This is a genomic window from Peribacillus sp. B2I2, assembly GCF_041261685.1.
Taxonomy (GTDB): domain Bacteria; phylum Bacillota; class Bacilli; order Bacillales; family DSM-1321; genus Peribacillus.
The window spans coordinates 77,573-99,265 of record NZ_JBGCCB010000002.1 but is presented as its reverse complement, the minus strand read 5'-3'; the positions used below and the strand labels follow the sequence as shown (position 1 = coordinate 99,265).

Here is a 21,693-nt window from a genome sequence, read left to right as displayed (position 1 = left end):
TTATAAAGCGTAATCGAAAAAAAACCAATCGGAATTAACAAATCCAGATCATCATAGATCTGGATTTTTTTTTGATCGCATCAAGCTTTCTTATGAATCTAAAAAAATTCTGCTAAGAAAAATGCCTTTTTCCCAATGTAAATCTAATTGCAATAACTGCTAAACTCCCTACTATTATACTCTAATTGTTCATTATCTCCTTTTCTTACCTCTGATCATCCTTTTATAGGTGTAAATGCATCAATTGATTATACGTTACGTGGAATTAGTTTTAGAGCAGTACTTTTTAATAGGAATAACTATAGGTTTTTTTGTAGGAAAATGTCGATATTTGCGAATATCTTTATCGTCATTTCTGAGATATTATTATATTGTATGGTCTTTAATACATTGAAGTGATAATGCAACTTTTATGTCGGTGCTCAACTTAGTGAGTGGGGGAAATTAAATGAGTGTAATCATCGAGAAGAACCGAGTGGAAAACTATACTCATATGGAAGATGTAATGTTGGTTGGAAAAATACAAAATGGTGATGAAGATGCACTGAACTATTTAATCAAAAAATACAGATGTGTTGTCCAATCCAAAGCTATGAATTATTTTTTAACGGGTGGAGATAAGGAAGACGTCTTTCAAGAGGGTATGATTGGACTATTTAAGGCCATTCGCGACTATAAGGACTGCAAAAAATCGTCTTTTAGGTCATTTGCGGAGCTGTGCATTACCAGACAAATCATAACGGCTGTTAAAGCCGCTATTCGCCAAAAGCATTCTCCGTTAAATGATTATGTTTCATTGTATAGGCCTATCTATCAAGGAGAGTCGGAACAATCCCTAATTGAAATAATCCCTGAACAGAGACAAATCGACCCTGTCACAATCCTAATAAAATCAGAAGAAATTTCTGATATTGAACTAAATTTAGCGGAAGTCCTTAGTGAGTTGGAAAGTAGTGTTGTGGACTTATACCTGGAAGGACAAACTTATTATGAAATATCAAAGAAACTTAATGTTCAAATAAAGACGGTCGATAATGCACTTCAACGGGTTAAAAGGAAGTTGGAGCGGTATTTGGAGTCAAGGAACTTGGAAGAATAATACCTAAATCGAGCATATTGTCGCCGTAAATACACCGGATAGGATTTGTTTTAAATGAACCCTGATCTGGTAATTAAGCATCTAATATTGACAAAAAATTCGGGAAATACAACCAGTTTAACATTGATTTACTTAAAATTTCGAAGTGTATACAATGGTGTGATGAAAAAAGGATGAAGAAAGATATCAAAATATAGCAAGGAATTAAAAAACTTACTAATATAATTGAAAAAGACTATAAAATTTCTATATGCAATTGCTGCAAAGCCTAAAATAAGGGGAACCAAAGCCAAAGAAAGCGTATATAATACGCTTTTTTGCGTTCAGTATCGTTCTGAAGGTGTTCCACAATATGGACAAGGACAGATATTAATTTGGTGAATGGACTGATAATCTGGTTTATTACATAAATTCGAAATAGAAAATTCTTAACTGAATAGGTGCGTTAGTTGAGATCCGAGGTAGCTATTTGGTGACTTTTTGCTTAATGAACTAAAGGGGCAGTTAGTTGAATAAATACATCCTTAATAGTTATTGGCTCCTTTCGCGTATAGATCTACACTTGTTTTTTAGTTTATGACTAACGGGCGTAGTATTTACAGAGAAGAAAGCAATTCTTTTTTAATCTGAGCAAGAAAGCGATAATTACATGACAAAAATGTCTCCGCTATTTCGATTTCGACCGAAAAAAAACGATTTGGAAACATTCCAAATCGACTTTTTAAATATTACTTTTTAGGTTTCTTATTTAAAATAAAGCGTAGTTCATTTATATCATCATCAGTTAGGGTATCTTCCTGAATGAATTGGACAAGCATGGATTTCAGGGTACCCCCATAGATACGGTTGATAAATGATTCGGTCTCGGCACGCTGGCACTCTTCCTGTGTATAGAGCGGGTAAAAGGTGTAAACTCTTAGATTTTTATTGACACCTACTACATCTTTTTGAACCAATCGATCGAGAAGAGTGCGTATGGTTTTCGGCTTCCAATCGGTACTCTCCTGTAAGGAAAATATGATGTCATTCGCTGTTTGAGGGGCTTTATCCCAAAGCACATTCATGATTTCCCATTCTGATTCTGATATACTAGGAATGTTTTTTTCCATATTTCTCCCCTCCATTTTCTTTATAGATTCCTAAATCTTTTAAAATTGATAAAGTAATTTCTCCCGCCTTGCTTCCAGATGAATCATCTTCATTTTGTATATTGGTAGCAAAGAAATAAGTATTGTTCTTCGTCTCTACATACCCGATAAACCAACCATTGATGCTTTTTCCATTCACTGCTCCTGTACCTGTTTTTCCTGATAGGCGAGCTTCTTCATTCTTTTCTAAGAGTAGTGCTTCCTTCACAGTTTGGATATGCGTTTCCTTATATCCCAATTGATTGTTATAAAAGGCTTGCAGCAGTTGGACTTGCTCGATTGGAGAAATTTTTAATGAGGATTCGTTCCAGAATTCGCCAAATTCCCCAGATATATCGGAATTTCCATAGTTTATCTCTTGTAGATTGGATTGTATTGTTTCAAATCCTGTTCTACGATCTAATTCTTGGAAATACCAGTTTACAGATTTTTGCAAAGCAGATGAGACATCCTGATCCATTTTCCAAGCGTCATAGGGTTGCTCCGTCCCATCCCATGAAAGGGTGGATTCTTCGGGTGATATCACATTTGATTCTAGTGCAAATAAGGCACTATAGATTTTGTATGTGGAATCAGGTGATACCCGCAACGTACTTTTCTCTTCATTATAAATGCGATATTGCTGTGCGTTATGATCATATAAAACAAAGCTTCCTTCATACCCTTTAAAGAATTGATTTAAATCCTCATAAACTGCTCCGTCATTATTAAAATAGTATCGGTCGTTTTCCGTCGCTAATGCGGAAACGAAAGGTAATTGGATTGTCAAAATGATACTGGCCAACACATAAATAAAGACGCTTTTTCTTATTGATTTTTTTGCGGAATGCTTATAGGCAGAAATTTGTTCAATTCGTTTTTTGACTTGAAGCTTAGAACCGTTTAATTGTGTCACTAACAGTAGCTTACTTGACCGTTTTGAAAGATCCAAAAAATTAATGATTGTATTTCCATATTCACTAAATGAATTATCATCTAGTAACTGTAAAACAGATGTATCACATGCGATTTCCCGATCCAATCTCATTTTTCTAAAAGCAAGCCAGACAAGGGGATTAAACCAATAAATGATTTGATAGAACAATATCGCGTAATTTGTCACCAAATCCTTGTTTTTATAGTGACTCAGTTCATGAAGAAAGATATACTCGTAATTTTTCAAGCTAAGCCAGTTTTCATGTTGAGATGGTAAGACGATATATGTTTGAAAAAGTCCGAATATCATTGGAGATTGGACTCTTTTCGAAATAACAATCTTTATTGATTTTTTAATCTGTAGTCTTTTCTTGCATTCTTCGAAAAGCACGAGAACTTCTTGATTGGAAAACGCAGAAGAATAATTCTTTATCCTTCTAAGTGTGAGCCATCCACGAACCATAGTAAAGGTAAATAAAAGCATCCCTGACATCCATAAACCCATTACTCCCATATTAAGTAAGGACAGGTCCGGCCGATTGACCGATAAAGAAAAGTCTTGTATCAGGTGTAGGCCCTGCATCATATCAGTACCATTTATTTCCTTAGTAGAGCTAGGTGCATTAGTCTGATATGCATCCCCACCGCTAAAGAGAGAACTAAAATTATATAAATCAGTAGGTATGAATGGAAGTGCTAAAGCCATAAAAAGAAACATCCACAAATGATAGTACCATTTTGCGGTTAATTGTCTTCCAAACCATTTTCGTATAAGTAGAATAACAGTAACGGAAAATGAAGACACCAATAGACCTATTATAAAATGTGTTAAAAACATGTCCTTCAATACCACCTCTCTTGATTTTTAAATTTTAAAAAACAGGTATATAGCATATTTATAGTAGCTTGATGGTAAAAAATAAAGAATTGACTTTATTTGATTACATATGTAATACTATACTACAGATGTAATCAGACTACAAATGTAATCTGTAAAAACTCCTTGCATGAGGTTGTTTTTTCAATTCGTACATAAGAGTCTAATCAAATAATTAGGAGGTTTACATCATGAACAAAAGATGGTTTTATCAAATACTAGCACCAATAGGCTTGGTGCTTATGGTTGCAGGCTGCTCAGATGAGAAAAAACAGGTTGTACAACAATCAGAAACAGAGCATACGGGGGGAACTAATCAAACGTCAGAAAATATAACGGCAAAAGAAACCACAATTGATAAGTTTGAACAACTTGAGAAGGAATATGATGCGAGGCTTGGGGTCTATGCCATTGATACAGGAACAAAAGAAACCGTGGAATTTCGTGAGAACGAACGTTTTGCGTACACATCTACATTCAAAGCCCTAGCCGCAGCTGTTTTGTTAAAGCAAAATCCGATATCAATGCTTGAGGAAATAAGGACATTCACCAATGAAGATATTGTTACCTATTCTCCGATTACAGAAGACTTTGTGAACAAAGGGATGAGTCTCGGAAAAATAGCTGAAGCAGCGATGCAGTATAGTGATAATACAGCAGGTAATCTTCTGTTCGAAGAATTAGGCGGACCAGATGGATTTGAAAAGGCGTTACGAGAAAGTGGCGATACTATCACAATGGCTGACCGTATTGAACCCGATTTGAACGAAGCTATTCCAGGGGAATCACGGGATACCAGTACCCCTAAAGCACTTGCAACTACCCTTGAGGTGTTTGGAATCAGTGAGTACCTTCCTACCGATAAGCAAGAAATTTTCACAAATTGGCTAAAAGGGAATACTACAGGTGATTCCCTCATTCGAGCTGGTGTACCAGAAAGTTGGGAGGTTGGAGATAAGAGCGGAGCCGGTGGCTATGGAACTCGAAATGATATAGCGATTGTGTGGCCACCAAATCGAGAACCGATTATTATAGCGATCATGTCAAGTCGCAATGAAGAGAAAGCAAGCTTTAATGATGAACTCATCGCTAAGGCTGCAAAAGTGATTGCTCAGGCATACTCTAACAACAAATAGATTAACATTATAGAGAATGAGGACGACTCTTCGGGTGACGATCGTTTTTTACTACAATAAAGTTTGTGAAATAATATACTTCAATTAAAGGGTGCAAGAGTAAAAGAGCCGGCTGCTATCCCAGCCGGCTTTTTTTATTAAACTAAAGGGGCAGCATTCCTGTAATAACTGAAAATGAGGTTTGAACGAAAAAAGACCTCTTGATAAGATGAATGTGTCCTAAGCTGGCCAGCTAAAAAAGGACAAAACATCTATTTGGAGGTCTCACAATGAGTTATAACCAAAATCATAAAATCACTCAAATTACTTCTGAAACCTTAATTGTCGGAGTAGATATAGCCAAGCACAATCATGTCGCGAGAGCACAGGATTTTAGAGGATTGGAACTGGGTAAAACGTGTTTCTTTGAAAATACGAATGCAGGATTTCATTCGTTTCTAGATTGGATTACCCAACTTGTTAAAGAGTGTAAGTTAAATCAAGTGATTATAGGCATGGAGCCAACCGGTCACTACTGGTTAAATCTAGCTCATTTTCTAAAAGAGAATAATATTAAGTTTGTATCTGTCAATCCACTACATGTTAAACGAAGTAAAGAATTAGACGATAATTCACCTACAAAGAATGACGTGAAAGATGCAAAAGTCATCGCACAATTAGTCAAAGACGGAAGATACGCCGAACCGACAATTCCCCAAGGAATTTATGCAGAACTCCGAGTGGCCAAAAAACTTCGCGATCTTCTCAACGTTGACTTACAGGTCGTTCAGGGACAAGTTCATAACTGGCTTGATCGTTACTTTCCCGAATTTTTGACAGTGTTCAAAAGTTGGGAAGGCAAGGCAGCTATTCATTTTCTAAAGCTAGAAGCCTTGCCACATGAACTTGTAAATTATACGGAAGAGGAGCTCTTACTTTCCTTAAGACAAGTGGTAAAACGCAGTATAGGCTTAAAGAAGATACGAGCACTCAAAGAAGCAGCCAATCGTTCGATTGGTATTCGTCAAGGGGCAGCTATGGCGAAATTAGAGTTGAGAGCTTTACTAGAGAAGTATGATTTTATTCAAATGAAATTCGAAGAATTAGATCATCAATTAGATCAGTTATTAGACCATATCCCAGGTGTCACACAGATGTTAGAGGTGTCAGGAATCGGTCGAGATACAGTAGCAGGGTTTTTCGCAGAGGTCGGCGACCTCAGAGACTATCAACATCCTCGCCAAATCGTAAAATTAGCAGGTTTAAGTTTAAAAGAAAACACATCCGGAAAGCACAAAGGTCAGACCAAGATTACCAAACGGGGACGAAAGAAATTAAGGGCTCTCTTATTCCGGGCAGCCATGATACTGGTGGCAAAGAACAAGGCTTTTAAAGCTCTTCATATATATTACACAACACGTTCTCACAATCCCTTAAAGAAAATGCAATCTCTGATAGCCTTGTGTAACAAGCTTATTCGAATTCTGTTTTCAATCGGTAAAAAACAATTTACGTTTCAAGAAGACAAGATGTTAAAGGATATCCCTCATATGGCAACATTTGTAGTCCATCAAACAGTCGCATAGTTCATTGAATTTTAAGGGTACACGGTCATTTAATTAACACTCATTTAAAAGTGAAGCACGGATTAGTCGGCAAAGCAACTAACGTGAGGACTTAGATCCTGTGGGGCAGCATGACCGACATCCACCTCATGGAAAGGTTGAACGAAGGAATGTAGGAGCATCGACTCTGTGAGACATGGAAGGGTTGACCTCCATGAGACATGTGGATATCCTAAAGTGGGTTAATGATATGACTATGAAATCCTAAGAATTCTAGAGCAATCGTGAGATTGTGTTTAGTTTATTGAGGGAGGTTAGTGAAAGAATAAATTTTAAACAGGACTATTGATTAAGTACGTAGTATTTAAAAAGTGAATGTAAAAAGAGGGGGAATCTTTTTGGGATTTTTTAGATTTGACAAAGAAGTAGGGAAAAACGTTTCTCATTTTAATTCAAATTTCATTATGTCTCGAATTGTAAAAACAGAAAAACCTACACAAATTGGTTGTATGCATTTAGAAGCTAACGGAATTGTAGGTTTCCATCAAGCTGTTATCCCACAATTACTCATTGTTGTAGATGGGGAAGGATGGGTTCGTGGTGATGATGAATTAAAAGTAAATATAAAAGCTAACGATGTGGTCTTTTGGGAAAAAGGTGAAGGACACGAAACAGCAACTGCCACTGGACTAACTGCAATTGTAATTGAATCTGAAGAATTAACCCCTTTTAATTTTATGCCAATTAAAGAACACAAATAAAAAAATCTTGTTCAACTAACGGGTGCGTTAGCTGAAGATCGGAGCTGTCTTTAAGGCAGCTTTTTTGTATGAAAATACATTAGTAAAAAAGCCATGCTAAAATAAACCCTCCATATTCTCATTATTTTTTTGATGGGGGTAAATGTACTATTGCGTTATTTTAACTGGTTATGCAGTTTGTTGTTCAGATGGAGCGATTGTATAGCCTTTCTTTTTTAGGTATTCGATCATTTTTAATTCTTTGTTGTTTTGTTTTTCTTCAAGGTAATTTGAGCCTAGTTCATGATAAGGTTCTCCTGTTTTTAAGATGTTGTAAGCAATCGTTACTAGTAAATGGGCAGAAGCGATTCGTCCCTTCATTTTTCCCTGTCGTTTGGTAATTCTTTTTCGATGTGAAGCAATTCGATTATTTTGCCTTGAAGTCGCTAATACACACTCTACGGCCATCGTTTTCAAAGCTTTGTTACCTTGTGTGGTTTTACTCGTTTTTTTTTTACCAGCACTTTCGTAATTTCCGGGACTTACACCAGCCCAAGAGGCAAGATGTTTAGCCGACTTAAATACGGACATATCAATGCCCATCTCTGCAATAAAAGTGGCTGCAGCAGCTTTGTTCACACCAGGTATACCATCCAATAATTCTACTTCCTTATGATATGGGGACAGGAGTTGATCAATTTGTTTTTCCAATTCTTCTATGGCTTTTTCTAAATAACCCATATGCTCCCAATGGTAACGCAACATATCACGATGATGACGGCGAATACGACCATTAATTGCATGGGCAATGTCAGTAATACTTGCTTTTGTTCGCCAATCCACCATTTTTCGAAGACCATCGGTCTCTATTTTTTCACCGTTTAGAATGGCTTCAAGGATACGGCGTCCCGATACACCAAAAATGTCTGATAGAACGGATGTTAGCTTGATATTAGCATCTTGAAGAATTTTGTGAATGCGATTCTGCTCTGATGTGCGATGATGAATCAATTTTTTTCGATAACGAGTAAGATCTCGTAAATCACGAATATCCTCTGGTGGGACAAAATTGCTTTCAATAAGTCCGCATCTTAGAAGCTTGGCAAGCCATTCGGCATCTTTTACATCAGTTTTACGCCCTGGAACATTTTTGACATGCCTGGCATTGGCCAGAACAAGGTGAAAAGATCCTTCGAGTATATTCCATATTGGTTTCCAGTAGACTCCGGTACTTTCCATCAAAACATCGGATACCTGAAGGGTAGTTAACCAATCACTTAAAGCCAAGAGTCCTGTTGTTGTAGTCGAAAACGTTTCAATAGAGATTTTTGGCTTTTTATCTAATGGACCAAATAATACACAGGCTACTACTGTTTCTTGGTGTACATCTAGGCCAGCACACCGTTCAATCATTGCTTCCATAGGAGAATCACCTCAAAAAAAGATTAACAATACATATGACAGGAGATTTGTTACAAAAATTTTTGTATACGTACTAGCAGTACACTAAATGGTTCTTCCATACTGTCACAACCAGTTTCTTATACAGGGTATCTCCTTAAGATCCACCAAAAAAGGTTCAGCCTGGTTGTATTGTTATCATCCATTATCGTCAAGGGGTTAATGGGTTAGACTCTATTTTTGAGTGTAGATTTTCGTAGTAGATGGTGGCGGCGAGGAGCGCCGCCATGGGAGTTTCTTATGGAACTAACGGGGCAGGTATTGAAGGGGTACCACCAGCAAAACGCGGATTTACTACGTTAAGGGAATTCGGATACAAAAATAGCCGGTTTTCACCACGATAAAGTGTAACCGGCTGATAGCTATCATTGGTTTAACGGTCGTAATGACTCTAAGGTAGTAACTCCTTTTGGGTCAAAACGATACTCGCCAAGAAAGTTGATATGCTCCCATCCCAATGGAGCTTTCAACTTTTTTGAGCTGAAACTGTAGATCAGGGCCAATTAATTGAATAAGGTTTATTGAATAAACAGGCATCATTAACTTAAGAAAAGTAATGTATAAAGTTTTAATGATATACTTAAAAAAGGAAAGTGGGGAGATATTATGTGTACTCCAAACTTACTACATACAGATAGGGCATAGGAGGCTGTCATGCCAAGAACAAAGTACGTAGAAATATATGAAGATTTAAAAAAGAAAATTGAACAGAATGATTATCAGTATCAACAACTCCTTCCTTCAGAGAATACATTAATCATAGAGTATGACTGCTCAAGAAACACATTACGAAGAGCAATCGGAAATCTTGTAAACGAAGGGTATGTACAAACCAAGCATGGGAAAGGTGCCCGCGTGATTTATCAAGATTTTAAGGGAAATGAATATATGTTTGGTGAGACGGAAACGTTTAAGGAGTTTGCTATTCGAAACAATAAGAAACATCGGACAGACGTCACCGTCTTTGAGGAATTGGTTGTAGATGAAGGCATTCATGAGCATACCAGGTTTCCAATCGGTGTTGAAGTGTATCACCTGAAGCGTGTCCGTTATTTAGAAGGCAATCCCGTAATTATGGATTATAATTATTTTAGGAAAGATATTGCTAAAGGATTAACGATTGAGGTAGCAGAGGATTCCATTTATGAATACTTAGATAGAGAGCTGAACCAACGGGCGGTCACTGCAAAGCGGAAAATGGTGGTAGAAAGAACTACTGAGATGGATGAGAAATATTTAAAATTAGATGGGTTTAATAGTGTTGTCGTTGTGACCAGTCATGTTTTTAATGCGGATGGAGTGATGTTTGAACATACTCAATCAAGGCATACTCCGGGTAACTTTGTGTTCTTCGATCAAACACAGCGAAAATAAGAAAAGTGTATGAGATGAAGTTCTCATACACTTTTTTAATTAATTTTCCAGTTTTGATGCTAAATGGATAAACACGCTGGACGTCCACGTATGGGCAAGGTCTCGCAATCCTTCCCCCGTTTCAGCATGAAAGTTTTCCGCAAACCCTCCATATTTACAAAGCTCTAGGAACTTCTCGGTTACTTCATTTGCTAATTGTTGTTCGCCGCATTCTTCAAATGCTTCTATAAACAAGAGAGTGGTAGGAGCCCAGATTGGTCCTCTCCAGTAAGCGTCCTCCTCATAATAAGGACTGTCGATGGCTTCCGACGCAATTCCCCACTTTGTTAAATACCTTTCGCTCTTTAGAAGATTGAGGATGTTCTTTTTAGCAGCTTCAGGAAGTTTGTTTCCCAAGATAATTGACATTAAAGGCAGGATTCCTTGGCAATCAATTACTTTACCGTCTCTTGTAAAGCGAGCAAATGGAAGGTCCTCAATAAGGAAATAGTCGCAAAATTTCTGCATGTATTTTGTGGATTGTTCTTCCCAATATTTCTTATCTTCTACTTTATCAAGTTTTTCTGCCACAACAGCCAGCATATCCATTGACTTAATCAAGAATGCTGTTAAGTCTGGTGAGTCGATGATGTTTGCATCTCTGAACACCGTGCTGTTATCCTGTCCGGAATCATTCCCGTGATGGTACTCGCAAATCCCGTCGCCATTGAAATCTTTGTACTGAAGATAAAATTCTACATGTCTCTTGATTTGAGTATATATTCTCTTTAATTGTTCAGTAGTCAATGTCATTTTTTCCATCATTTTCAACACGAATAACCCTTGTACGGGAGGCTTGGAGAAATTCCAACGGATGGTCGAATCGCTGATGGAACCTGGAATTTGTCCGTTTACGTCCTGATAATCGAATAATAACTGAATTTGATCCCATGCAAGCTCATTATCAACACCAGCAAGTGCTAATGCGTTGAAGGCATTATCCCAACTCCAAACACCTGGGAAATTTGTATTCGACATATACAAGGCTTTTCTCTTCAACAGCCCTTGTTCATTCACAATACATGTCCAATTCAGATAAGCAGCTTCCCTTAGGGTTTTTTGATACCTTTCGGGAACAGCAGGCTGTTTAGATAAGAATTCTAGAAAATGATTCGTGCTCTTATCCAATGCTTCTTCAAATTTATACTCCCTTTTTACGGGAATTGCCCCACTTGTAGGAATGTCTTCAATGACACATAAAAATTTATCTGACTCATCCGTTGAGGTGATTTGGATAATCGACAGGTTATCTGCTTTGTTTGTGCTGCCTGTCGTATCCATGAATACGTTTTGTTGAAGCATGACTGATCCTTGAGGTGCAAAGATCATGTATTTGGTCAGATTCTTATAGCTATTGACAATGCAGTAGTCTTCACCGGTTTTTCCCAAAAGATAGTTATATTCGAAATTGAAGATTGGCTGGGAATCAAGTGTTAGACCTACTTTTTTCCCTCGGCCTTGTACAAAGATTCTTTCAGCATCTTCAAAGCATACAAAGATTTCCCCACCATTAAATGTCAGGACAATCTTAAATTCATCGGCTTCATAGGTGTACTCAACTGGAGTTCCATTTATTGTTGGGATGATTTTAAGAGCATTTTGATGCTGTTTTGATTTGCCTCTTACTGAATTAATATAGAGCCCATTTTTCTCTGGGGTCTGGCTTTCTTGGTAAGTGAGAGCCATGTAAGAACCATAATGACTCATAGGTGTAATTCGTATATCCAAAGTGAGCACTCCTTTTTACAATTTTTCTTGACAATTTATACTGTACTAAAATAAACTTGTTTAAACAAGTTAAAAATTCATGTAAACGCTTAAGTAGAGGAGGTTATCAAATGGATTTTAAAGATCATGTATCCAGCATCATAAATAATATCGGCGGGTCAAAAAACGTCATTAATGCATCCCACTGCGTGACAAGGCTACGCCTGGTATTAGTAAATGAAAGCCTGATCAATAAAGAGGCGTTAGAGGAAAATGAACTGGTGAAGGGGACTTTCTCAGTGAATGGCCAGTTTCAAGTCATTATTGGTCCAGGGCTTGTAGAGAAAGTGTACAATGAGTTTGTAAATCAGACCGGTACAGAAGAAGTAAGTAAAGATGAAATGAAGAAGATTACTAGTGAAAAAGGGAACATCATTCAAAAAGGTGTCCGGGTCTTGGCAGACATCTTCATTCCGATCCTACCGGCAATCGTTGCTGCAGGTCTTTTATTAGGATTAAATAACCTTCTGGCAAACTCTGGTATTTTCTATGACAAAAAATCCTTGTTGGATGTGTATACGGGCTGGACAGGATTTGCAGAATTTATCAATGTCATTGCCAATACGGCATTTACATTCCTTCCTGTACTCATCGCGTGGTCTACTGCTAAGAAATTTGGTGGGAATCCATTATTAGGAATCGTGTTAGGTCTATTATTAGTGCATCCTTCATTAATGTCTGCTTATGCGTATGCAGAAAATCCAAGTGAAGTGGAATACTGGAGTCTATTTGGATGGGACATTGCCAAAATCGGTTATCAAGGACAGGTTCTTCCTGTTATTTTTGCGACATGGGTTTTAACATGGTCTGAGAAACGTTTGAAAAGCTTCATTCCAGATAATTTACAAATGTTATTTGTGGCACCGATTTCATTAGTCTTCGCTGGCCTCTTAACATTCGGAGTCATCGGGCCGATTACGATGACAGGTTCAAACTGGATTACGGATGGTATTCTTTATCTGTTTGAAGTATCCCCTGCGTTTGCCGGAGGTGTGTATGGATTTATTTCCGGTCCTCTTGTCATTACTGGAATGCACCACATCTTCTTAGGAGTGAATTTGCAAATGGCCGGTACACTTGGCTATGTTACTTTATGGCCGATAGGGGAAACGGTTACACTAGCTCAAGGCGCTGCTGCGTTGACCATGTTCTTTATTCTGAAGCAAAATCAAAAATTAAAAGGTGTGTCACTTACTGCAACGTTATCCGCATGGCTTGGGGTTACTGAACCAGCGATTTACGGGATCAATCTTCGATTCAGGTATCCTTTCATTGCCGTTATGGTAGGAAGTGCATTCGGAAGTGCGTATCTAGCAGCACAAGGTGTGAAAGCTACTTCTGTCGGAGTGGGAGGAGTTCTATCTTTCCTTTCAGTTTATCCGGAACATTGGAGCGTCTATTTCATTGGGATGGCCATTACATTTATCATCACCGTTACGTTAACTTTTGGGTTCTTTAAAAGTAATTTATTTAAGGCTGATAAAACTATTGAAAAAAAAACAGAGGATAAGGGTAAAAAATCTTTAGAATTAAAAACGCTATCAAAAAACGTTTAAAGGAAAATGATTAAAAACTTTTTGGATGAAGTAAACCTAAAAGAGATCTTTTGTTCACATAATGTATCTTAGAAGAAGTAACAATCAAAAAAAGTTCGTAAAGATACACTTTTACGAACTTTTTTTGATTGTTACTTCTTTTAAATATACTCTGTTAAACAATGCTGTTGATTTTTCTTTTTCAACTAAAATAATCATTCAAAGGTCAAATCTTTTTTTGCTGTATCAAAAAGAAGTTCTGATTATAACAAAAACAGTAGTATAACTGCCGTTTCAATTCTCCATCAATTTCATCTACTACTAGTAGATGAAATTGATGGGAGTGAAGTGTAAATGAATTCAAGAAGCAAACTTGATGTTTCGTTCCTAACATGGAATCTTTATTTAGGTGCGGATCTGACACCGATTTTAACCGCAACGCCAGCACAAATTCCCCAGCGGGTAACAGAAGTGTTTCGACAATTTCTTGCGACCAATTTTCCTGTTCGTGCGAAGGCAATTGCTAGAGCTATCGCTTTGGAAAAACCTGATCTTATCGGTTTGCAAGAAGCTGAGCTATGGCAACTTATTATCCCTACTTTCGGAATTGTTACCTACGACTTTATAGAATTATTATTGAAAGAGTTAGAGGAAATGGGGTTGAACTACGAAGTTGCAGCTAAGAACCGAAATTTATCGGTGGAACTTCCTGATAGCAATGGAAATTTAGTTCGATTTTTGGATAGGGATGTAATATTGATTCGAAAAGAAAAAAATTTGAAGGTAATTAGACGCCAAGAAGCTAATTTCCAAACAAATCTAATTGTACCCGTAGGAGGACAACCTGTAACAGTACTTCGAGGATGGTCCTCTGTAGATGTTAAGATAGATGGACAAGTTTTCAGGATGATCAACACACATTTGGATCCAACTGTTGAAGCAATACGGAATGCTCAAGCAAATGAAATTCTTCAGGGACCTGCAAATACACGGTTACCCGTGGTTATTACGGGAGATTTAAACTCCATCCCTAATAGCACCACTTATAATTTGTTTATTAATGCAGGCTTTCATGATGTATGGAGTAAAGTTGGTAAAGGACCAGAGTTTACCTGTTGTCAAGCTCCTGATTTATTAAATGCAGTTTCTATGTTGAACCAAAGAATAGATTATATTTTATTTAAAAACGGCTGGAAACCAATAGAAGCAGAATTAGTAGGAGAATCGCAGAAAGACCGAACAGAAACAGGGCTTTGGCCATCCGATCACGCAGGAGTATCAGCAAGGTTAAATTTAGAGGATCATCATGACCATCACCATGATGAAAGCAGTGATGAAATCAGCAGTTAACAATTGAATAAGAATGAAAAGACCGTTACTCTTAAAGAGACGGTCTTTTTTAGGGGGCAAAGTGTGACGTGATTTCTGAAAATATGCTAATGGTGTGGGACAGAGACCCATCGTTGGCTTACCTTATATTAAATAAAAGGTACGTTAGTTTTTATAAGAAGAAGTAAAAAAGTGATTCCTTAACGTAGAGGAGATCGACTTTTCAGGTGGAATTCTCTTAGCGTATAAAACTTCCAAATAGGCGGTATAGCATTGTTGCTACCGTTCGTAAAAGTAGACTTTCTCGAACGGTTCGTTTTTATATTGAATTGTACGGTATAAGTCGTTCGGAAAAGTCTGTTTTGAGTTTACTGACGTTCGCTGGTTGTTATGTACATTTACGAACGTGTCTAAAAGTTACAAGTTCTGGAGACTTGAAAAAACACCTCAATTTCCACTCAAAATAATCCTTTTCAATGTTTAGAAGTTAGTCTAGAATATAACTACAGAAGTTAATTAACTTTTAGACAGATGGAATGAGGTTATACATAATGGCTATTATTGGGTATGGACGTGTTTCAACTAAAGATCAGGACTTGACTTTACAGGAAGAGAAGTTAAAAGAGTATGGTTGCGAGAAGATATTCATGGAGAAACAAAGTGGTGCTAAATCTGAAAGGGAAGAACTTGCTAAGGCGTTGGACTATTTAAGGGAAGGTGACAAGCTGGTTGTTTACAAGTTGGATAGATTAGCACGTTCCACTTTTGACCTACAAAAGATTGCTAAGGAACTAGAAGAACGGGGAATAGCTTTAGCATTTATCAAAGAACAGATTGATTTTAGTACACCATCAGGAAAGCTAATGTTTACTATGCTGGGGGCTATTGCTGAGTTTGAACGTGATCTAATTAAAGATAGAACGGCAGAAGGCAGGGAACGTGCTAAGGCACAGGGGAAACATATGGGTAGGAAAGGGAAGGACGAGAAGGACGTTAAGAAGGCTTTAAAGCTGTACGATGAAAGAGAATATAACGGTTTAAGCGTTAATGATATAGCCAAAATGACAGGTGTCCCACGTTCCACTATTTATGCTAAGGTGAAAGAGGTGACTAGCAATAGCTAATCGTCTTTTTTCTTGTGGCATTGTTGTAGTTATAAAATAAAGTCGTACCGTATATAAAAATGATAAACCTACAATGTCCCCTTCCCTCAAACAAAGGAAGGGAGCTGTCTTTTACATTGGCTTATTAATTTTACATTGTATTAAAAAAGAAAATTTATCTTATCCGATCGCGAATAAGGCTTCCAGAGGAGGCGTGTTGTTCGCGAAGCCTACTGCAAAAATTGTATGGGTTGTATCTGCTTTAAATTGTAAATTTGGAATAGTCAGTACAATATTATCAGTGCCGGTAATACGAACTTCTAAGTCAGCCCTTCCTGGAGACACATTTATATTTTTAGTATCTTCTAAGAATGAAACGTTATTAAATAGGATGTCTCCGTTTTTAACTGCTACATCTACAGCAGGGGCATCAGGAGATAAGTGAATGAATTTCACACTCGATTCTCCGGTAGGGACAAAGGTTCTATCTACGAAAGGAATCAGAAAAGAAAAGATCAACTTTATCAATTCAAATCTCAAAAACAAGTAAATATATATAGTTTATGAGGACACATAAATTACATTTCTATTTCATTTTAGAACCGTCCCAAAAGTGGACGGTTCTTTTGTCTACAACAAGAAAGTAGGGACGCTTTTTCTTAATGAATTAACGGGTGCGTTCGTATTATAAGGTTAGCCAGTTTATTTTACTGGTTGACCTTTTTTTAATAGAATCTATTATATCAGTAGCCAGGGTAGGACGTACGGGTGCGTGGGACTTGATCCCGTGAACTAAACTGTCCCCCCCCTACTTGTAGAAACATGTTTGAGGCTGGTTGGGACGTAGATCTCGTCTATTATATTAACAATCTGTTCCTTTAAATAATTAGATCTAATAATAGCGTAAATACTAATCCTGATACAGCAACAATGGTCGAAAGTACGGTATAAGTTCCAAATGCTTCTTTCAAGGTCATTCCCAGAGACTCTTTAACCATCCAAAATCCAGCATCATTAACATGTGATGCAATTGCACTACCAGCTCCAGTTGCAAGTGCAACTAGTTCTAAGTTAACGTCGGGCATTGTAGCGAGTAATGGAAGAACTAACCCTGCAGTCGTTAAAGTTGCAACAGTTCCTGAGCCTAAGCAAATACGTAATATTGCTGCGACACTCCAGGCAAAGAATACTGGTGACATAGCAGATCCTTCAAATAATTTAGCGACATAATCACCAACGCCGCCATCAATAAGTACTTGTTTTAAAGCACCGCCGCCACCAATAATTAATAGCAGCATACCTAAGGAATTAATTGCAGAAGAACAAGAATTCATCAAAATTTTTATCGGAACATTTCTTCTCAATCCCATTGTGTAGAGTGCTAGCAATAAAGAAAGTAACATTGCAGTTGAAGAGTTACCAATAAAACCAATAATTTTTATTATCATATTATCTTCAAAACCCATAGCTGGTTGAATCATATCAACAGCTGCACCAAAAGCCATTAAAATAACAGGAAATAATGCTGTAAATACACTGATACCAAAACCTGGTGTTTCTTCTAATTTGAATGTTTTTTGTACACCAAAAGACTCACTGCCTTCTCTAGTCCATGCAGTCGGCACAATTTTTTTAGCAAGCTTAGGATACAAAATACCTGCTAAAATAACAGTTGGTATTGCGACAATAATTCCGTAAACTAAAACTAAGCCAATATTTGCACCATATTCTGATGCGACTGCTGTTGGTCCAGGGTGTGGAGGTAAGAAAGCGTGTGTCGCTAAGGCCGCTGTAACCATAGGAAGACCTAAGTGTACAATAGAAACTTTTAATTCTTTTGCTATTGAAAATATAATTGGCACTAATAATACAATTGTTACTTCAAGAAATAAAGCGATACCTACAATAAATGAAGCAAATAAAACAGCCCATTGAATTCTTTTTTCTCCAAATTTGTCAATTAGGGTTGTGGCAATACGATTAGCTCCACCTGCATCTGCAATTAACCTGCCAAGCATTGCGCCCATTCCAAATATTAAAGCAATATGACCAAGCGTTCCGCCTAAACCGCTTTCAATTGAACCAACAACATCTGTCATAGGCATTCCCAATGCTAATGCTACGATGAATGAAACAATGATTAATGAAACAAATGTGTTTAATTTGAAGCCCATAATTAAAATAAGTAACAATATAACTCCAATAGCAATAATTATTAACGGCATTGTTGTTCCCCCGAATCACCCTTTTTTTGTAAGTGCTTTCATTTATTAGAGTTGAAATGAAGGACAAGAAACATCCTCCATTTCAATTATTAACTTATCAAGTATTATTGGTTTTCTATTTTCTATAAATTATTTCTTGTAAAGTTTGGGGCATATTGTGCAGCAAGCTTAATGCACTCTTCCATGCTTACGCTTGCTGCAATGTTTTTACCTGCAATATCAAATGCTGTACCGTGATCGACAGAAGTTCTTAAGAACGGTAGACCATTTGTAATAGATATTGTTCTGTGGAAGTCCGTCATTTTTGCAGCGATATGTCCTTGGTCATGGTACAAAGATAGAACAGCATCATATTTTCCATTTAAAGCTTGGAAGAATACGGAATCAGCTGGAACTGGTCCTACAGCATTAATACCATCCTTTACAGCTGCTTCAATACCCGGTTTAATTTGTTCTACTTCTTCCCAACCAAATAAACCGCCTTCACCACTATGCGGATTTAACCCAGCAACTGCGAATTTTCTATTTTCTACACCTAATCTTTGAAGAGCCTTGTCACATCGAATAAGATAATCACGGACTCTTTCTTTCGTCATTTGTCCAATAGCATCTTTTAAAGATAAGTGACGAGTTAAGAAGAAGATCCTCATTCCGTTTACTTCAAACATTGTTAATGGGTCGTCTGAACCTGCTAAATCTTCAAGCATTTCAGTGTGTCCAATATAAGGAACTTTCGCTGCTTTTAAAGATTCTTTGTTGATTGGTGTTGTAGCAAGTGCTTTGACTTCTCCTGCCAAAGCCAATTCCACCGATTTTTTAATATATTCAAAAGCTCCTTGGCCGCATTGTGCAGATACTTGACCGTATTCAAGCTTATCCATGTCGATATTATTTAAGTTCATGACATCAACAGTACCAAACTCATACTTTCCTTCTGCTGGAGAATTCACTTCATTAATTTTCAAATTCGCTTCAACAATGGAAATCGCTTTTTCAAGGACAGCTGAATCACCAATGACTAACGGTTTACACACATCATAAATCTCTTGTTTAGCTAAAGATTTCATTGAAATTTCTGGGCCTATACCTGCTGCGTCACCCATTGGGATTGCAATAATTGCTCTTTCAATATTCATTTATTATTCCTCCTTAAAATTTTGCCTCCAAATATTTAACACTTGTATATATTGCTTTTTTATCTCCAGCCGTGCCACCTTTAGTGACAAGCGGAATACCATCAAAATACCCTCCAATAAACTGGCCGTACGCCACAAGAGGTAAAATTTCATCTATCAATTTAATTCCTTCTGCCCTCACTATCGAACATAAGGAGGCAGTTACATCTCCACCGCTGGAAAAACATCCGCCAATCTCATATTTGCTATTTTGAACAACTACTCTAGTGATTTTCCCTAACCCATCAGCTATTCTTTTTGCTAGTGAATCCTGGCTAAACCCTAGTTCTTTTGATAATTCATTAAGATTAAGTACTTTAGCGGTTGGGGAATCTGTTGTGATAATTAAAATGTCTTGTTTATCCATTTCCTCCAAAGTCTTATTAATGACTCTTGCTACCTCTTCATCCCATCTGCTATCTAAAGTAGCCAATTTTTCCGGATCTACATAGATTGAACGAGAATTTGTTTTTTCCATTAAATAATTCAATTGCATGGTGCTATTGGATGTAACACTGCCGACTGTAACAATAATTTTTTTATCTTTAATATGCTGGCGGCTGAACGCTTTAGAATATGCAGCTGTTAATGGTCCTGGATCTGCCGGAATCATCTGATATTCTTTAATCTTTGCCATTGCACCAGCAAGAGCATCTATATCTTCATTTGTAATGGCATCTAAAACAAGAATACGATCTCCCAGTTCGATTTTTTCTCTAATTGCTTTTTCAATTTCATCTTTTCCGGCCAGCACAGTTTCAAGATCAATATGTGAAACAGGGTATTTGCTTTGCTTTTGAACAATTTCTGGTACATATGATTGAGTAACTGGAATAACAGGATCCTTTGCTACATCTGTCAACTGTACTGGCACACCATGTACTAATAAATAGCCTCCTGCCGTAATTCTTCCTGAATCAGGGAAAGATGGGACAACAACCGCAATAGCTTTTTCACCAAGCTCTGTCAATAATGTATCAATTTCAATTCCAATATTACCTCTCCCTGTACTATCAATCCGTTTGCAAATTACATTTACGCCCCATTTTGTCAGATTCTCAATAACTTTTTTCACTCTCATCTGAGCAATATCTTCTCTTGCATATCTGCTATCTGTATCTACGATAATAGCATTGATAGAATCAGAAGAAGGAAGGTTGTCATATTGAACCATTGTTGCTACATCAAAGCCTAATTTAGTGAGCCTTACACCAGTTCCATTTCCACCTGTCAAATCATCTGCAATGACTCCTATTTTCATTTGGCTTCACTCCCTTCAACAGTAACAACTTGCAAATGTTCTTTTAATATCTCCTCACAGACATCAGTTATGCCATCATCCGTAATCACTCCATCAATACATGAAAGGTGGCAAACCTTTGTGAGAGATTTTTGGCCAAACTTGCTCGAATCAGCCACTAACCATGTCGTTTCTGCCGATTCTATCATTAATTTTTTTATGGAGGCTTTTTCAAATGTAGGTGCTGTAATTCCTGCTTCTAGATGGACAGCATGTGCTCCTAAGAAAAATAAATCAACATGCAAATTTCTCAAAACTTGTTCCGTTAATGGACCGAATAAGGCCCCAATATTATTTTGAAGTTCCCCACCTGCTACAATTACTTTTACTTCACTATCCATGAGTTCAGCTGCAATTTTTATATCATTTGTGACAACTGTTAAGTCCTTTTTTTCTTTCAGCAACTTTGCTATTTCAAGTGTCGTCGTTCCTGAATCTAATAAAATTGTGGAGTGGCTTTGAATAAAGTTCATCGCTTTCTGAGCAATTTGCCTTTTTTGGTAACTGTATTTTCCTTCTTTTACTTGGAATGATGTTTCAATAACCAATGGCTTATTCAGAACCGCCCCTCCGTGAGTCCGGATGAGCTTTTCCTGAGCTTCTAAATAATTTAAATCTCTGCGAATGGTCATAGCTGAGACATTTAAATGATCAACTAACTGTTCAATATCCATTTTTTCGTTCATACTTAATTGCTCTAAAATAAATTTTCTTCGGTCATTTGGTAACATTTAAACCACCCTTGTTAGTTATAAACATATTATGTTTGTTTAAAACAATAATGTCAAGAATTTCATCTAATTATTGTTCAGAATTAACATTTTAGGTTTATATTGAATATTAAATGTTGTTTTAAAATAAAGAAAACATGAATTAAATGATTCTATACTGTGCATGTCAACGAACGTTTTGGTGCTTAATCAAGT

At 37.1% G+C, this 21,693-nt stretch carries 17 protein-coding genes; 8 read left to right on the top strand and 9 right to left on the bottom strand.

Annotation, left to right across the window (positions count from 1 at the left end; genetic code table 11):
• Positions 1–448 precede the first annotated feature (448 nt).
• Positions 449–1,099 carry an RNA polymerase sporulation sigma factor SigH gene (sigH, locus tag ABIE66_RS28450; RefSeq protein WP_370017199.1) on the top strand — a complete coding sequence of 217 codons (651 nt, stop codon included), beginning with the start codon at positions 449–451 and terminating at the stop codon, positions 1,097–1,099.
• A 728-nt stretch (positions 1,100–1,827) separates the two neighbouring features.
• Here the strand turns inward: sigH and blaI are convergent.
• Entirely contained in the window at positions 1,828–2,208 is a 381-nt protein-coding gene (gene blaI / locus ABIE66_RS28445; protein WP_370017198.1) for a penicillinase repressor BlaI, read from the bottom strand.
• On the bottom strand, positions 2,189–4,000 hold the full coding sequence (locus tag ABIE66_RS28440) for a BlaR1 family beta-lactam sensor/signal transducer (RefSeq protein WP_370017197.1): 1,812 nt from the start codon (positions 3,998–4,000) through the stop codon (positions 2,189–2,191). The genes blaI and ABIE66_RS28440 overlap by 20 nt, the downstream gene beginning before the upstream one ends.
• A 230-nt stretch (positions 4,001–4,230) precedes the next feature.
• Between ABIE66_RS28440 and bla the strand changes: the two genes are divergently transcribed.
• The 3 genes from bla to ABIE66_RS28425 all read left to right on the top strand — a co-directional run bounded on the left by bla (position 4,231) and on the right by ABIE66_RS28425 (position 7,480).
• Positions 4,231–5,175 carry a class A beta-lactamase gene (gene bla / locus ABIE66_RS28435; RefSeq protein ID WP_370017196.1) on the top strand — a complete coding sequence of 315 codons (945 nt, stop codon included), beginning with the start codon at positions 4,231–4,233 and terminating at the stop codon, positions 5,173–5,175.
• Between the two features lie 269 nt (positions 5,176–5,444).
• A complete protein-coding gene (locus tag ABIE66_RS28430; RefSeq protein WP_370017195.1) occupies positions 5,445–6,740 on the top strand; it encodes an IS110 family RNA-guided transposase in 1,296 nt (431 codons plus the stop codon).
• A gap of 377 nt (positions 6,741–7,117) precedes the next feature.
• On the top strand, positions 7,118–7,480 hold the full coding sequence (locus ABIE66_RS28425; RefSeq protein WP_370017194.1) for a cupin: 363 nt from the start codon (positions 7,118–7,120) through the stop codon (positions 7,478–7,480).
• Positions 7,481–7,648: 168 nt separating this feature from the next.
• Here the strand turns inward: ABIE66_RS28425 and ABIE66_RS28420 are convergent, their stop codons facing one another.
• Positions 7,649–8,881, bottom strand: a complete 1,233-nt coding sequence (locus ABIE66_RS28420) for an IS110 family RNA-guided transposase (protein ID WP_370017193.1) — start codon at positions 8,879–8,881, stop codon at positions 7,649–7,651.
• A gap of 693 nt (positions 8,882–9,574) precedes the next feature.
• On the opposite strand from ABIE66_RS28420, the gene ABIE66_RS28415 reads away from it, so the two are divergent.
• Complete coding sequence (locus ABIE66_RS28415) at positions 9,575–10,294, top strand: UTRA domain-containing protein (protein WP_144553238.1); 720 nt, start codon at positions 9,575–9,577, stop codon at positions 10,292–10,294.
• Between the two features lie 39 nt (positions 10,295–10,333).
• Here ABIE66_RS28415 and ABIE66_RS28410 read toward each other — a convergent pair whose 3' ends face one another.
• Positions 10,334–12,061 (bottom strand): amylo-alpha-1,6-glucosidase, encoded by a 1,728-nt coding sequence (locus ABIE66_RS28410; protein ID WP_370017192.1) that lies wholly within the window; start codon positions 12,059–12,061, stop codon positions 10,334–10,336.
• A gap of 110 nt (positions 12,062–12,171) precedes the next feature.
• Between ABIE66_RS28410 and ABIE66_RS28405 the strand changes: the two genes are divergently transcribed.
• The 3 genes from ABIE66_RS28405 (at position 12,172) to ABIE66_RS28395 (ending at position 16,088) form a co-directional block, all read left to right on the top strand.
• Complete coding sequence (locus ABIE66_RS28405) at positions 12,172–13,656, top strand: PTS transporter subunit EIIC (protein ID WP_370017191.1); 1,485 nt, start codon at positions 12,172–12,174, stop codon at positions 13,654–13,656.
• Between the two features lie 333 nt (positions 13,657–13,989).
• Positions 13,990–14,985, top strand: a complete 996-nt coding sequence (locus ABIE66_RS28400) for an endonuclease/exonuclease/phosphatase family protein (protein WP_370017190.1) — start codon at positions 13,990–13,992, stop codon at positions 14,983–14,985.
• 530 nt (positions 14,986–15,515) lie between these two features.
• A complete protein-coding gene (locus ABIE66_RS28395) occupies positions 15,516–16,088 on the top strand; it encodes a recombinase family protein (protein WP_370017189.1) in 573 nt (190 codons plus the stop codon).
• A 159-nt stretch (positions 16,089–16,247) separates the two neighbouring features.
• Here the strand turns inward: ABIE66_RS28395 and ABIE66_RS28390 are convergent, their stop codons facing one another.
• From ABIE66_RS28390 to ABIE66_RS28370, 5 genes are all read right to left on the bottom strand, one after another.
• A complete protein-coding gene (locus ABIE66_RS28390; RefSeq protein WP_370017188.1) occupies positions 16,248–16,523 on the bottom strand; it encodes a DUF4397 domain-containing protein in 276 nt (91 codons plus the stop codon).
• A gap of 422 nt (positions 16,524–16,945) precedes the next feature.
• Positions 16,946–18,292: a gluconate:H+ symporter gene (locus ABIE66_RS28385; protein ID WP_370017187.1), complete on the bottom strand. Its 1,347-nt coding sequence runs from the start codon at positions 18,290–18,292 to the stop codon at positions 16,946–16,948.
• 122 nt (positions 18,293–18,414) lie between these two features.
• Positions 18,415–19,428 (bottom strand): 4-hydroxythreonine-4-phosphate dehydrogenase PdxA, encoded by a 1,014-nt coding sequence (gene pdxA, locus ABIE66_RS28380; RefSeq protein WP_370017186.1) that lies wholly within the window; start codon positions 19,426–19,428, stop codon positions 18,415–18,417.
• A gap of 13 nt (positions 19,429–19,441) precedes the next feature.
• Positions 19,442–20,728, bottom strand: a complete 1,287-nt coding sequence (locus ABIE66_RS28375) for a four-carbon acid sugar kinase family protein (RefSeq protein ID WP_370017185.1) — start codon at positions 20,726–20,728, stop codon at positions 19,442–19,444.
• Positions 20,725–21,498, bottom strand: a complete 774-nt coding sequence (locus ABIE66_RS28370) for a DeoR/GlpR family DNA-binding transcription regulator (RefSeq protein ID WP_370017184.1) — start codon at positions 21,496–21,498, stop codon at positions 20,725–20,727. Before ABIE66_RS28370 ends, ABIE66_RS28375 begins: the two co-directional genes overlap by 4 nt.
• Positions 21,499–21,693: the final 195 nt, after the last annotated feature.

Bases quoted from the DNA above. Each gene is read 5' to 3' on its own strand.
- ABIE66_RS28405 (WP_370017191.1), top strand. From the start codon at position 12,172: ATGGATTTTAAAGATCATGTATCCAGCATCATAAATAATATCGGCGGG.
- sigH (WP_370017199.1), top strand. From the start codon at position 449: ATGAGTGTAATCATCGAGAAGAACCGAGTGGAAAACTATACTCATATG.
- ABIE66_RS28385 (WP_370017187.1), bottom strand. From the start codon at position 18,292: ATGCCGTTAATAATTATTGCTATTGGAGTTATATTGTTACTTATTTTA.
- ABIE66_RS28420 (WP_370017193.1), bottom strand. From the start codon at position 8,881: ATGGAAGCAATGATTGAACGGTGTGCTGGCCTAGATGTACACCAAGAA.
- ABIE66_RS28440 (WP_370017197.1), bottom strand. From the start codon at position 4,000: ATGTTTTTAACACATTTTATAATAGGTCTATTGGTGTCTTCATTTTCC.
- ABIE66_RS28400 (WP_370017190.1), top strand. From the start codon at position 13,990: ATGAATTCAAGAAGCAAACTTGATGTTTCGTTCCTAACATGGAATCTT.
- pdxA (WP_370017186.1), bottom strand. From the start codon at position 19,428: ATGAATATTGAAAGAGCAATTATTGCAATCCCAATGGGTGACGCAGCA.
- blaI (WP_370017198.1), bottom strand. From the start codon at position 2,208: ATGGAAAAAAACATTCCTAGTATATCAGAATCAGAATGGGAAATCATG.
- ABIE66_RS28430 (WP_370017195.1), top strand. From the start codon at position 5,445: ATGAGTTATAACCAAAATCATAAAATCACTCAAATTACTTCTGAAACC.
- ABIE66_RS28375 (WP_370017185.1), bottom strand. From the start codon at position 20,728: ATGAAAATAGGAGTCATTGCAGATGATTTGACAGGTGGAAATGGAACT.
- ABIE66_RS28395 (WP_370017189.1), top strand. From the start codon at position 15,516: ATGGCTATTATTGGGTATGGACGTGTTTCAACTAAAGATCAGGACTTG.
- ABIE66_RS28415 (WP_144553238.1), top strand. From the start codon at position 9,575: ATGCCAAGAACAAAGTACGTAGAAATATATGAAGATTTAAAAAAGAAA.
- ABIE66_RS28370 (WP_370017184.1), bottom strand. From the start codon at position 21,498: ATGTTACCAAATGACCGAAGAAAATTTATTTTAGAGCAATTAAGTATG.
- bla (WP_370017196.1), top strand. From the start codon at position 4,231: ATGAACAAAAGATGGTTTTATCAAATACTAGCACCAATAGGCTTGGTG.